The following is a 13,673-nucleotide window of genomic DNA, read 5'->3' as shown; positions in this document are numbered from 1 at the left end:
TTTTTTGCTATACTATCACTTTCTAATTATATAACACCATTACTATTAGTACCTAACCATATTCGACCATCGTCTTCCATAAGAATGGATCCTATTTGGGATTGCTCAAACGGCTTTATACCTCTGTAATGCAACAACTTACTTGGAAACTTGACTCCCGATTCCATGACTAATTTATATAGACCATTGTTAGATGCAATAACTATATTACCCTCTTGGTCCGTTGTGGGATTGCAAATAATACTATTGTCAAAATACCTTTCTATTGGATAATGAAAAAAACTATGCCCATCAAATAAAATAAGGTCTCGGGTGGTTGTTATCCACATATTATCATTAATATCCTCCGTAATACCATTTACAAATCTATTCTTAAAGCTTTCTATTTCACTATAAGAGGTAAGTTTATCCTTTTCAAGCTTTGCAATGCCTTTTCCAGAACCCAACCAAATCGCCCCATTTCTATCATTATACATAGTAGCTACTCCTTTGATTTCTTGTGGGACTTTACCCGTTGTTGAATCTAAAAGTGTATAGAACTTTTCATGATCTATTACATACAACTCGTCATATTCTCCTATCCATATCTGACCAAATGAATCCAACAAGGCTTCATAGCCGTTATAATATCCTGTACTATAGTTTTCACTTTCAAATTTTTCTATTTCCTGTCCATTATACTTAAGAATACCTTTAAAATGTAAAATCCAGATGTTTCCTGCGTTATCTTCCACAATATCATCGATTCTGCCATCAGTAATACTATATTCATTAGGCCAAATTTGAAAAGAGTTCGTATTAATAACATCTATTCCTCCATCAAAACTAGAGGTCCAAATATTTCCAGAATGGTCTTCAACAAGATCTGAAATGAAATTGGCATTCATCCCATTCTCCTTAGAAAGACTTATGTATGTATTGTCACTTAGTAGTTCAATTCCTGTACCAAATGTAGCTATAACAATGGTATTGTCTTTGAGCGGGAAAATTTTATAAATATCTTTTGTGGATTTTTCTTCTAATCTTTCAATTACTTCATATCTCTTGTTTTTTATCCTAACTATTCTTGAATAGTCGTAATACATGATATTGCCGTTCCAATCCTTAGAAATACCTCGAAGTTCATGAACCAATCCTGGTAGGTTTATCCATTGAATAAACGTATTGTTCTGATAGATGTTTATACCTTTTTGTGTAGCAATCCAAATGTCTCCGTTATCTAATGATTCAATTCCCAGAATATCATTTGATGTAAGTCCGTTAAGGGTAGTGTAATTTGTAACCTCAAACCCTGTTAAATTATCTTGCTCTAATTTAAATACACCATTTTGTTTGGTTCCTATCCAAAGCACGCCATCATTTGATAGATGTATACTAGAAACATTTTCAATACCCTGGCGTTTTCCGATATATGTAAAAGAATATCCATCAAAAAAAATGATATTGTATTCTGCAGAATTAGTTCTTATCCATAAGCCATCTTTAATATCACCGATAATCTCATCAATAGCAGCGTTTTTATCCCTATCTAGGTTGTAGTTCCAAAAATAGTCACCATCATATTTTATAAGCCCTACAGTTGATGTTCCTATCCATATATACCCATTACTATCATTATATATACCGTGTGATACAGATTGGGGAAGCCCTGTTTCTTTGCTTAAATATTTTATATTTACACGTGCTTGAGGTTTGGATCGCATTGTACCAGCATCTAATAGTTTAGGTTCTCTAATAGATGTGGTTTTTGGTGCCCAAATGGTATCTTCATTAAAAACAGCATGTCCTGATTTTGGAATTGAAAACTTAAAAGGTTGTGGATTGGAGTCTTCATCTATTCTAAAAGTTACGAGCTTATTAAAGTCTATTTCGCTTCCTTTTGTGGTTTTTAGTTTTTTAGGAAACATTGGATCTTGAATCTTTTCTACCGATTTTAAGTCAGAAGGCTTCCTTGAAAGTTTTTGTGTAGTTAAAACACTAGAATCAATCTCTATAGCTACAGGATTTTTAAGCTTTATAGTCTGGTGGGGCTTTAATACTCCTATTTCAGACTTTTGGGAAGGAGTGTGCTCTGTAATATATTCTTGTTTATTACAACTTATGATGACTGAAGTAAAAAGAATAATAATTAAAAAATAAAGTTTCTTAGCCTGTGTTTTATAATATGTAAAATCAATAATCATTTATTCATATAAAGTAATAAACAAAATCTAAGTATATAAATATAATGCAAAGCACCTAAATAAAGTCTTTAGAAATGAGAATATCTCATAAATCAAAAAGAAACAGAAATATAATAAAAGACATATTCTACGCTATGGTTTTCACATCTTAAAACCTATACTTATTAAGGTGGACACCTTAATGAGGTTATTGAAAATAAAAAACCCACTCAAAATTGAGTGGGTTTTATCTGCTCCTCTTCTTGGGCTCGAACCAAGGACCCTCTGATTAACAGTCAGATGCTCTAACCAACTGAGCTAAAGAGGAAGATGTTTTTCGCATTAGCGAGCGCAAATATAAATTATTTTTTAATCTCTACAATATGAAATTTTATTTTTTTGATCTAAAATCTAAAATTAACCTCGGTTTGTAATCCACCTAAAGACATCGTTACCATTAGCAAATAACACTAAAGCGATAAGGATAAAGAATCCTACAATTTGAGCACGTTCTAAAAACTTTTCGCTAGGCTTACGACCAGATATCATTTCGTACAATAAAAACATAACGTGCCCTCCATCTAGAGCAGGTATAGGTAATAAATTAAGAATCGCCAACATAATAGATAAGAATGCTGTTAGCCTCCAAAAAGCTTCCCAACTCCATACTTCTGGGAAAATATCAAATATAGCTTTAAAGCCTCCAAGACCTTTGTATGCACCAGTACTTGGTGTAAATATAGCTTTAAGTTGATCGAAATAACCTACAACCTGGTCTACAAACTTATCTACACCACCACCAAAACTCTCTGCAAATGTGTACTCTTTTCTTGTAATATCTATATATCCCATTTCATCAAACTTATCTTCAGAAATACCTGGAAATACACCAATTTTACCATTTGAGCTTACTTTGAGTTCTCGTTTTATACTATCATTATCTCTTAAGAAAATCGCTGTAATCGTCTGATTTTTATACTGCTCTAAACGTGGTTCGAGCTGGTCAAAATATCTAATATTCTTATTATTTATAGCAACTAAAACATCACCTTGTTTTAAATCAACACTTTTATTTTGCATGGTGTCGTTAATTTCAGCCACCATAAATGGTACTCTAATATTAAACAGACTAGAGCGGTTTTTTCTAGACGATAATTGTCCTAAGAAATCTTCTGGCAGATCTATTTTTTGAGTGGTATTATCGCGCTCTACAGTAAACTCTTTTGCAGATATTAAACTTTTAATAACATCTGAATGCGCTTTTACGGGTTCTCCATTTACAGCAATAACCTTATCCCCTGTTTTAAAGCCCAAGTCGCGCATCAATTGGTTTTCAATTAAATAACCATCCTTTAGACTATCTAATGTGTAGTCTTTGTCTCCATAAACAAAAGAGATAAATACATAAATGAAATACGCTAAAATAAAATTAACGGTTACACCGCCTAACATAATGATTAGTCGTTGCCAGGCAGGCTTAGAACGAAACTCCCAGGGCTGTGGTGGTTTTGCCATTTGTTCTTTATCCATACTTTCGTCAATCATTCCGGCTATTTTTACATAACCCCCAAGTGGTAACCAACCAATACCATAAACCGTGTCTCCAATTTTCTTTTTAAATAGTGAGTACTTTACATCAAAAAAGAGGTAAAACTTCTCAACCTTGGTTTTAAAAAGTTTTGCTGGTATAAAGTGACCTAACTCGTGCAGTACGATTAGAAGTGACAAACTCAGTAAAAATTGGGATATCTTTATTACAAATTCCATGTAGTCATTTTCAAATTTCGATTGACAAAAGTAAGGTTTTCGAGGCATTTAGAAAACAATTGTATTTCTAATCGATTTATTTTTAACAACGATTTATAAATCACGGAGTTTCAGCATCATATTTGTGTTAAAAAAGTTCAAGAAAATTAACCTGAGTTGTACCTTTGCCATTCAGAATTTCAATTCAAAATTTATGTCATTTCTTTCATACTTTAAAAGGTATAAAAACTTCGGAATTTTCTTTTCTGTATTGTGTATTCTCATCATTGCAATAATTTATAATATACTTAATGTAAAGCAACCATTGCCTATTTATCAACCTGTTATGGTTAGTGACGAATTAGTGGATAGCACAATTCAGCATCAAGCAAAATATCATAAAATAGCTGACTTTAGTCTCATCAATCAAAATGGTGAAACCATAACGCAAGACACCTATAAGGATAAGATATATGTAGCGGATTTCTTTTTTACCACCTGCCAAACCATTTGCCCTATTATGACGGATCATATGTACAAAATTCAGAAAGAAATTATTGGTGACGATGATGTAATGCTATTATCACATTCTGTAACTCCAAAAATCGATAGTGTAGCCCAATTAAAAAAGTATGCTAAAGAAAAAGGAGTAATCGACCGAAAATGGAACTTAGTTACTGGCGATAAAAAGCAGATTTATGAGCTGGCAAGAAAAAGTTACCTGGCTGTAAAAACCGATGGTAATGGTGATGAGTATGATATGATACACACTGAAAATTTTATGCTTATCGATAAAAACCAACAAATAAGAGGGTTTTACGATGGCACACAACCCGAGGATATCGATCAACTTCTTGAAGATATAGAAACTTTAAAAAACGAATCTTAAATTCTTTTAAAAGGGTTTTATTGCCTTAATTTTTTAGCTTATTTTTGCTTCTTTAAATTCATTCTAAATAAAAATAAGATTGACGTTAGCAGATCTAAAACGTGGGCAACAAGGCATTATTACTGATGTGTCTTCTATCTACATTCCTTTAAAGCTTTTAGAAATGGGTTGTTTGCCTGGTAACTCTGTAGAGCTGGTTCAAGTTGCTCCTTTTGCAGATCCTATGTATCTTAATATCAACGGCTCGCATTTAGCCATTAGAAAAGAAACGGCTATTCACATTTTAATTGAGACGGTAGATGAGTAAGCAGATTAATGTCGCTTTAATAGGAAACCCCAATACAGGAAAGACTTCTGTTTTTAATGCACTAACTGGTCTTAATCAAAAAGTAGGAAACTACCCAGGGATTACAGTTGAAAAGAAGGAAGGTATTTGCAAACTACCCCGAGGTGTAAAAGCACATATCATTGATCTGCCTGGTACTTATAGTTTAAACGCATCTTCGCTTGATGAAAATGTCGTCATTGAATTGCTTTTGAATAAAAACGATAAGGATTTTCCTGATGTAGCTGTTGTTGTAAGTGATGTTGAGAATTTAAAAAGGAATCTTCTACTTTTTACACAAATAAAAGATTTAGAAATTCCGAGCATTTTAGTAATTAATATGTCAGACCGAATGGCATACAAAGGGATTTCATTAGATATTCAATATCTAGAAGAACAGCTCAATACTAAAATTGCTTTAATTAGTACCAGAAAAAATAAAGGTATAGAAGAATTAAAAGAGCTTATCACCAATTTTAAGGAGCTTTCGGTTAAGCCATGTATGAATGCTTCATCAATAGATGAAAATTATTTCAACAATCTTAGAAAAGCTTTTCCAAATCAATTATTGTACAAACTTTGGTTGGTCATTACCCAAGATGTCAATTTTGGAAAAACAGATAGAAAAACAATTGATGCTGTTTCGGATTTTAAAACCAAATCTAATGCCGATTTAAAACGGCTTCAACAAAAAGAAACCATTAAACGCTATCAGTTTATAAATAATGTTCTTAAAAAAGGACAAACTATAGATCTTGCTAATGCTAAAGATTTACGCATAAAATTAGATAGGATATTAACCCATAAAGTATGGGGTTATCTCATTTTTGGAATAATTCTATTAACCATTTTTCAAGCCATTTATGATTGGGCTCAAGTTCCTATGGAATTTATTGATGGTGCTTTTGCCTCACTTGGTGAATGGACAAAAAGTGTTTTACCTCAAGGGGCTTTTACCAACTTAATAGCTGAAGGTGTTATCCCTGGACTTGGTGGTATTGTTATTTTTATTCCTCAGATTGCTTTCTTATTCTTATTTATTGCCATTCTAGAAGAAAGTGGTTATATGAGTCGTGTGGTCTTTTTAATGGATCGTGTGATGCGGCGTTTTGGACTGAGCGGTAAAAGTGTAGTGCCTTTAATTTCTGGTACTGCATGTGCTATACCTGCTGTAATGGCAACGCGTAATATTGAAAGTTGGAAAGAGCGTTTAGTGACCATTTTAGTAACACCATTTACAACCTGTTCTGCCAGGCTTCCGGTATATCTCATTATTATTGCATTGGTAATTCCCGAAGGACACTTTTTCGGTTTGAGTTATCAGGCCTTGACTTTAATGCTACTCTATTTAATTGGTTTTGGAGCTGCTGTAGGCTCGGCCTATCTACTCAATAAAGTACTGAAAATAAAGAGCAAAACGTTCTTTGTCGTAGAAATGCCTAATTACAAATTACCACTTTTTAAAAACGTCGTTATTACGGTTTTAGAAAAAACCAAAACCTTTGTCTTTGAAGCCGGTAAAATAATTTTAGCTATTTCAATAGTGCTGTGGTTTTTAGCTTCTTATGGACCCGGAGAGCAATTTAACAATGCAACATCCATTGTTCAAGAAACTTATCCTAACCTTTCTGAAGATGCACAGAATGATAGGATTGCTGAGCATAAATTAGAACATTCTTATATAGGTATTATTGGTAAAACTATAGAGCCCGCAATTAAACCATTAGGTTACGATTGGAAAATAGGAATAGGGCTTGTAACATCTTTTGCAGCCAGAGAAGTTTTTGTAGGGACTCTGGCTACAATTTACAGTATAGGAAGTGCTAATGATATTGAGGATGAAGATGAGGCTATGTCAACGATAAAGAATAGAATGTCAGAAGAAGTTTATAGTGATGGTAGTAAAGTCTTTACCTTTGCTTCTGGTATATCATTACTGCTGTTTTATGCCTTTGCGATGCAGTGTATGAGTACATTAGCCATTGTAAAACGCGAGACTAATTCATGGAAATGGCCAATGTATCAATTGGTTATTATGAGTGGTTTTGCTTATCTTGTAGCTTTAATCGCATTTCAAGTATTGAAGTAATGAACACTATCATACAAAACATATTAGTTTTTACTACGCTGGTTTTTGCTCTGTTTTTTTTAGTTAGAAAATTTATTTGGAAACCAAAAAAGGCTTCTACTAAAGCTTGTGGAACAGATGGCAGTTGTGGTTGCGCTTAGTCTACAATTAATTTATCTAACTGTAAGTAATAATTGCTATTAACCTGTTTTTCATCTGCTTTAGGATAAGGAAACAGTTTTAGGTTTTTTATAAGGACATTCTCCGTCTCAAGAAATTCTGTTAATTGTTCTAAAACACTATAAGGGTAAAATATTAGCCGAAATTCTTTCTTAAAAATAGTATCAACATATACATTTATTGTTGCTATGACCTCACCTGCCCTGACACACGTCACTTCCTTAGGGCACCTAGAATCCACTGAAAGTGTCTTAAATTCTAACCTTATATTTTCAAAAGATACCGATTCACCTAAAGGTAGTGTATACTCTTGTAGTTGATAGTCTGTAGTTTCTTGAGCAAAATTATAAAACGAATTCATTAGAATAATAAACAGTAGTAATCTTTTCATAGTCGTGTTTTCTATATAGACTTATAAAAAATACCTGCGTTGCAAATATCTTTATTTTATTTTTTTAACTATATTTGAAAACTTTTTTAAGTCAACTTAAAAATTAATTAAAGTTATCAAAAATGTCAATTGCCATCGAAAACTTTGTAAAGGCCATTTACAACAATAATTCTCACAATGCACGAAATACCAAACCAGGTAATATTGCTAAAAAATTAGGTATTTCGAGTGCTGCAGCCACTGATATGGCAAAAAAATTAGCTGCAAAAGATTTATTGCATTACGAGAAGTATCAGGAACTACAACTTACCGAAAAAGGCAAAAAAATGGCTATGAACATTGTTAGAAAGCATAGACTTTGGGAAGCTTTTCTTTTTAAAATGTTTGACATGTCGCTTCATGACATTCATAAAGAAGCAGAATTATTAGAACATCAAACATCAGATTTATTAGCAGAAAAAATAAGTGCGTATTTAGGGCATCCAAAATTTGATCCTCATGGTGATCCGATTCCAAATGCTGATGGCAAAATCACCACTGTAGACACTTCTGTAGCGCTTTCTCAAGCTATTGAAACAAAAACATACATTATATCTCGCCTAACAAGCGATGATAAAGAATTTTTTGAATTCTGTGCTCAGCACAAATTAAAGTATGGTAATGAAGTTACAGTTACCAAGCAATTTAAAAAGAATAAAATGACTGAGCTTTCGGTCAATAAAAACACCATTTTATTAAACGAAGATTTTTCAACCTTAATTTATGTCAATGAAATTAACCAATAAACATTTAACGCTTTGTTTGGCAATATGTGCCTCGTCAATATTTTCTTTCTCTCAGGAATCAGATGCTTCTGAACCTTTGGTTACAGACAGACCTGATGCTACTGAAGCATCATCAACAGTTGGTAAAGGAGTTTTGCAATTTGAAACTGGTGGTTTATACGAATCTTTTGAAGAAAACAATGTAAAGTCAGAAAACTATACGTTAAATACGATGTTAATCAGATATGGAATCTTAGATAATCTAGAATTGCGTTTAGGCTGGGATTTTGTAGAAGGTGTTACTAAGGTAAATGGTAATAAGCTAGACAACGTAACCAGTGGTCTTTCACCTTTATTATTAGGAATGAAAATAGACGTTGCTGAAGAAGATGGTTGTATGCCCGAAATTGCTCTTATCGGTCATGTGTTTCCTGTATTTAGTGCCTCAGAAGATTACAGGCCAGAAACGACTGGAGTAGATTTTAGATTATCACTATCGCATACATTAAGTGAAAAATCGAATTTAGGCTATAATATTGGTGCAGAATGGGGAAATGATTCACCTGAAGCATCTGCAATTTATACTATTGCTTACGGTTATAGCATATCTAAAAAATTTGGAGTGTATGCAGAATTATATGGCGATTTCCCAGAGGATAGTTCAGCAAATCATTATTGGGATGCCGGAATGACCTATTTGGTCTCAAACGATTTACAATTAGATGCATATGTAGGTACAAGTATTACCGAAGGTCAGGATTTATTATTAGGTCTTGGTTTTAGTTATAGAGCAATAAAATAAATAGGCTTTAAAAAAAAATGAAAACACAATATTTACTCATATTATTAGCAATCGTTCTATATGGTTGCAAAAACGAAACAAAAACCGATGGCAAGTTAAATGTTGTAACCACAACAACTATGATAACCGATTTGGTTAAAAACATTGGTGGTGACAATATTAATGTACAAGGCCTAATGGGAAGCGGTGTCGATCCGCATTTATATAAAGCTAGTGAAGGTGACGTATCTAAGTTAGTTAATGCAGATATTATTTTCTACAATGGTTTGCATTTAGAAGGTAAACTTGTAGAGGTTTTTGAAAAAATGGGTAGCCAAGCTAAAACACCTATAGCATTAGCCAATGAACTTGATAAAACAAGATTAATTGGCTCTGATTATTTTGCGTCAAATTACGATCCACATGTTTGGTTTAATATTGAATATTTCAAACAATTTGCCAAAAAAGTAACTTCTGTTTTATCTGAAAAAAATCCTGAAAACACTTCAATATTTGAACAAAATAAAAAGGAATATATCACAAAGTTAGATACACTTCAAGCAAAAGTAAAATCAGTAATTGAAACACTTCCAGTAGACCAACGCATCTTAGTCACTGCTCACGATGCGTTTAACTATTTTGGAGAATCTCATAATTTTGAAGTTGTTGGCCTGCAAGGTTTATCTACAGCAACTGAGGCTGGTGTGCAGGACGTACAGAAGCTGGCTGCTTTTATCATTGAGAAACAAATCAAAGCTATTTTTGTAGAAAGTTCAGTTCCTAAACGTACGATTGAAGCCCTACAAGCAGCTGTAAAATCGAAAGGTCACGCCGTGGAAATTGGTGGTACTTTATACTCTGATGCACTTGGAAATGCAGGGACTATTGAAGGGACATATATTGGCATGTATGAGTATAATATAAATACAATTATTAAGGCGCTTAAGTAATGAAAAAAATAGCTGTAAAAGTTGACGATTTAACCGTAGCTTATAACTACAAACCTGTACTTTGGGATATCGATTTAGAAATCCCTGAAGGTGTTTTAATGGCAATAGTTGGCCCGAATGGAGCAGGTAAATCCACACTTATTAAAGCTATTCTTGGCATTCTAAAACCTATTGCTGGTAGTGTCGCTATATACGATAAGCCTTATGAGAAGCAGCGACAACTTGTAGCTTATGTACCTCAAAAAGGTAGCGTAGATTGGGACTTTCCAACCACAGCTTTAGATGTGGTTAAAATGGGTACTTATGGTAGTTTGGGTTGGGTAAAGCGCCCTAGTCAAAAAGAAAAGAAGGCGGCCTTAGAAGCCTTAGAAAAAGTAGGGATGCTCCCTTTTAAAAACAGACAAATAAGTCAACTATCTGGTGGTCAGCAACAACGTGTGTTTTTAGCAAGAGCTTTGGTGCAAAATGCTTCTATTTATTTTATGGATGAGCCTTTTCAAGGTGTAGATGCAACAACAGAGATTGCCATTATAAATATTTTAAAAGAATTACGAAAAGCAGGTAAAACGGTTATTGTGGTTCATCACGATTTACAAACGGTCCCCGAATATTTTGATTGGGTAACGTTCCTAAATGTAAAAAAGATTGCTACTGGACCTGTAAAGGATATTTTTAACGACGATAATTTAACAAAGACTTACGGTATTAACTATAAAGTAAGTATTCAAGAATAATGAATACTATAAATTCCATAACGCTTTTTGTAGCTCTCAATTTATTAATTGTTGGCTTATCACATGTACTGCAACCAAGAATGTGGCTGTGTTTTTTTCAATTATTAACTAAAAAAGGAATTGCCGGAAATGCAATTAACGCACTGTTACATTTTGGTTTTGGATCTTTAATTGTCTCATTTCATTTTTTGTGGTCATGGCCAAGAGTATTAATTACATTTTATGGCGCCTTGGTTGCTTTAAAAGGAATTATCTACTTGTTTTTTTCCAGTATAGGTGTAAAAAGTGTCTCGAGTCTAAACGAAAATAATATTAACAAGTTTAAATGGGCCGGATTAGTTATGGCTGTTTTATCTATTCCCCTTTTTTATAATCTATCTAACATATGGATATAATAGAATACATACAACTTGTTTTTACCGACTACACGTTGAGAACAATTACACTTGGCACAGCAGTACTTGGAGCTGTTTGTGGTATGCTGGGTAGTTTTGCTGTACTTAGAAAACAAAGCTTACTAGGAGATGCCATTTCTCATGCTGCGCTGCCTGGGATCGCTATTGCCTTTTTAATTACAGGATCTAAAGAAGGTAATACACTTTTAATTGGTGCCTTAATTAGTGGTTTAATTGGTACATTTTGGATTAGAGGTATTATAACTAAGACTCATTTAAAATCTGATACGGCCTTAGGTCTCATTCTATCATTGTTCTTTGGTTTTGGAATGTTATTGTTAACATTTATTCAAAAACAACCCAATGCTAATCAGGCTGGCTTAGACAAATATTTATTTGGGCAAGCGGCAACTTTAGTTGAAAGCGATGTATGGCTAATGGTTAGTGTTGCAAGCATTTGTTTAATCGTTTTACTCTTCTTTTGGAAAGAATTTAAAATTCTTTTGTTTGATGCTGACTATACTAAAACCCTTGGATTTAATACCAAAACTATAGATATACTCATTACGAGCTTTATTGTATTGGCCATCGTATTAGGGTTACAAACTGTAGGTGTTGTTTTAATGAGTGCTATGCTTTTAGCTCCTGCTGCTGCTGCTCGGCAATGGACCAATAGTTTAGCAAAAATGGTGTTTTTAGCAGCAATTTTTGGTGCATTTTCGGGAGTGTTTGGCACTGCTATCAGTGCAAGTCAGAATAATTTATCTACGGGTCCGGTCATTGTACTCGTAGCAGGAGTATTTGTTGTGTTTTCTTTTATTTTTTCACCAAGTCGAGGATTATTGTTTAAGCAAATTCGGTTTATAAAAAATCGCCGTGATTTACAACTACATAAGACTTTGGCTTTTATGCATAATATCGCAGAAACACATGAGGATATTTCGCATCCTCACGCAATTAGACTTTTAAATAATTTTCAAGGTTATACTAAAAGTACACTTCAAAAATTAGTAGATAAAAATTATGTAGAGCTGAAAGGAAATATGTGGAGCTTAACCAAAACTGGTTTTGAAACTGCAGCAAATCTATACACAAAACAACGTACTGAAGATGAGTAGCGCACAGTTTGAAATACAATTAATAGCGAGTTTAGTTGCCGTGGCCTGTGCTATTCCAGGGACATTTTTAGTCCTTAGAAAAATGGCTATGATTAGCGATGCTATTAGTCATTCTATTTTGCCTGGAATTGTTGTTGGTTTCCTTATCACTCACGACTTAAATTCCCCATTACTTATCTTATTGGCAGCCTTAACAGGAATTATTACTGTTGTTCTCGTAGAATATATACAAAAAACTGGCTTGGTTAAAGAAGATACAGCTATTGGTTTAGTATTTCCAGCTTTATTTAGTATCGGTGTTATTATGATTGCAAAAAATGCTAATGATGTACACCTCGATGTTGATGCGGTTTTGCTAGGCGAATTAGCTTTTGCTCCATTTGACAGATTAATTATTGGCGGAATAGATGTTGGTCCTAAATCCCTCTGGATTGTGGGTGTCATTCTGCTTATCACAATTACTCTTTTATTTACCTTCTTTAAAGAATTAAAAATAAGCACCTTTGATAAAGGTTTAGCCGCTTCTTTAGGGTTTTCACCAGCTATTATGCATTATGGTTTAATGTCCGTGTCCTCGGTAACTACGGTAGGTGCTTTTGATGCTGTTGGTGCTATTTTGGTTGTTGCCTTAATGATTGCACCCGCCGCCGCTGCTTATCTTTTAACTAAAGACCTCAAAAAAATGTTGGGTATAGCCATATGTTTTGGAATTTTTAGCGCCATTTTTGGCTATTGGGTGGCACATTGGTTAGATGCTTCAATTGCTGGTTCTATTACAACCGTTCTTGGAATAGTATTCTTAATAGTGTATTTATTTGCCCCAACAAAAGGTATCATAGCTGTACTATATAGAGAAAAACAACAACGTACAGAGGTATCTTTACTTACCTTTTTATTACACCTAAAAAATCATGATGAAGAATCTGAGCGTCATGTAAAACACCTCAACGAACATATCAATTGGCAAAAAGTACGTTCAAAAACCGTATTGGATTTAGCTAAAAAAAATAATATGATTCTGATTGAAAATAACATTGTATCTCTTACCCAAAAAGGTGATGAATTCACCTCAAAAGCTATTGACTATATTATCACTAACGAAGACACACAAATTGAAGATATGAAAGATGATTTCTTTTTGTTTAGAGGTTGATTAATAGCTATTTAACA

Annotated in this window: 13 protein-coding genes and 1 tRNA gene; 10 read left to right on the top strand and 4 right to left on the bottom strand. The window is 33.5% G+C overall.

What is annotated here, in order from left to right:
• Positions 1-26: 26 nt before the first annotated feature.
• The 3 genes from Q0912_RS03860 to rseP all read right to left on the bottom strand — a co-directional run bounded on the left by Q0912_RS03860 (position 27) and on the right by rseP (position 3,929).
• Entirely contained in the window at positions 27-2,183 is a 2,157-nt protein-coding gene (locus tag Q0912_RS03860; RefSeq protein ID WP_299112241.1) for a two-component regulator propeller domain-containing protein, read from the bottom strand.
• Between the two features lie 233 nt (positions 2,184-2,416).
• A tRNA-Asn gene (locus tag Q0912_RS03855) sits at positions 2,417-2,490 on the bottom strand.
• 89 nt (positions 2,491-2,579) lie between these two features.
• Positions 2,580-3,929, bottom strand: a complete 1,350-nt coding sequence (rseP, locus tag Q0912_RS03850; protein ID WP_299112238.1) for an RIP metalloprotease RseP — start codon at positions 3,927-3,929, stop codon at positions 2,580-2,582.
• 193 nt (positions 3,930-4,122) lie between these two features.
• Here rseP and Q0912_RS03845 point away from each other — a divergent pair, with 193 nt between their 5' ends.
• The 3 genes from Q0912_RS03845 to feoB all read left to right on the top strand — a co-directional run bounded on the left by Q0912_RS03845 (position 4,123) and on the right by feoB (position 7,211).
• The gene (locus tag Q0912_RS03845; RefSeq protein WP_299112236.1) at positions 4,123-4,797 is read left to right on the top strand and encodes an SCO family protein; all 675 of its coding nucleotides are present in this window, start codon (positions 4,123-4,125) and stop codon (positions 4,795-4,797) included.
• Between the two features lie 73 nt (positions 4,798-4,870).
• Positions 4,871-5,104, top strand: a complete 234-nt coding sequence (locus tag Q0912_RS03840; protein ID WP_299112634.1) for a FeoA family protein — start codon at positions 4,871-4,873, stop codon at positions 5,102-5,104.
• On the top strand, positions 5,097-7,211 hold the full coding sequence (gene feoB / locus Q0912_RS03835) for a ferrous iron transport protein B (RefSeq protein ID WP_299112234.1): 2,115 nt from the start codon (positions 5,097-5,099) through the stop codon (positions 7,209-7,211). The genes Q0912_RS03840 and feoB overlap by 8 nt, the downstream gene beginning before the upstream one ends.
• 136 nt (positions 7,212-7,347) lie before the next feature.
• Here the strand turns inward: feoB and Q0912_RS03825 are convergent, their stop codons facing one another.
• The gene (locus tag Q0912_RS03825; protein ID WP_299112230.1) at positions 7,348-7,761 is read right to left on the bottom strand and encodes a hypothetical protein; all 414 of its coding nucleotides are present in this window, start codon (positions 7,759-7,761) and stop codon (positions 7,348-7,350) included.
• A gap of 122 nt (positions 7,762-7,883) precedes the next feature.
• On the opposite strand from Q0912_RS03825, the gene Q0912_RS03820 reads away from it, so the two are divergent.
• From Q0912_RS03820 to Q0912_RS03790, 7 genes are read left to right on the top strand one after another with little or no spacing between them, the layout of a single operon-like run.
• Positions 7,884-8,546: a metal-dependent transcriptional regulator gene (locus tag Q0912_RS03820; RefSeq protein WP_299112228.1), complete on the top strand. Its 663-nt coding sequence runs from the start codon at positions 7,884-7,886 to the stop codon at positions 8,544-8,546.
• Positions 8,530-9,327, top strand: a complete 798-nt coding sequence (locus Q0912_RS03815) for a transporter (protein ID WP_299112227.1) — start codon at positions 8,530-8,532, stop codon at positions 9,325-9,327. Before Q0912_RS03820 ends, Q0912_RS03815 begins: the two co-directional genes overlap by 17 nt.
• Positions 9,328-9,344: 17 nt before the next feature.
• Complete coding sequence (locus Q0912_RS03810) at positions 9,345-10,256, top strand: zinc ABC transporter substrate-binding protein (protein WP_299112225.1); 912 nt, start codon at positions 9,345-9,347, stop codon at positions 10,254-10,256.
• Positions 10,256-10,990: a metal ABC transporter ATP-binding protein gene (locus Q0912_RS03805; protein WP_299112224.1), complete on the top strand. Its 735-nt coding sequence runs from the start codon at positions 10,256-10,258 to the stop codon at positions 10,988-10,990. Before Q0912_RS03810 ends, Q0912_RS03805 begins: the two co-directional genes overlap by 1 nt.
• Complete coding sequence (locus Q0912_RS03800) at positions 10,990-11,385, top strand: hypothetical protein (RefSeq protein WP_299112222.1); 396 nt, start codon at positions 10,990-10,992, stop codon at positions 11,383-11,385. Before Q0912_RS03805 ends, Q0912_RS03800 begins: the two co-directional genes overlap by 1 nt.
• Entirely contained in the window at positions 11,376-12,503 is a 1,128-nt protein-coding gene (locus Q0912_RS03795) for a metal ABC transporter permease (RefSeq protein WP_299112221.1), read from the top strand. The genes Q0912_RS03800 and Q0912_RS03795 overlap by 10 nt, the downstream gene beginning before the upstream one ends.
• Positions 12,496-13,656: a metal ABC transporter permease gene (locus tag Q0912_RS03790; RefSeq protein ID WP_299112219.1), complete on the top strand. Its 1,161-nt coding sequence runs from the start codon at positions 12,496-12,498 to the stop codon at positions 13,654-13,656. The genes Q0912_RS03795 and Q0912_RS03790 overlap by 8 nt, the downstream gene beginning before the upstream one ends.
• Positions 13,657-13,673: the final 17 nt, after the last annotated feature.

It is taken from the genome of uncultured Winogradskyella sp. (genome assembly GCF_947498345.1).
Lineage (GTDB): Bacteria > Bacteroidota > Bacteroidia > Flavobacteriales > Flavobacteriaceae > Winogradskyella.
This window is presented reverse-complemented; position numbering and strand designations above follow the sequence as displayed.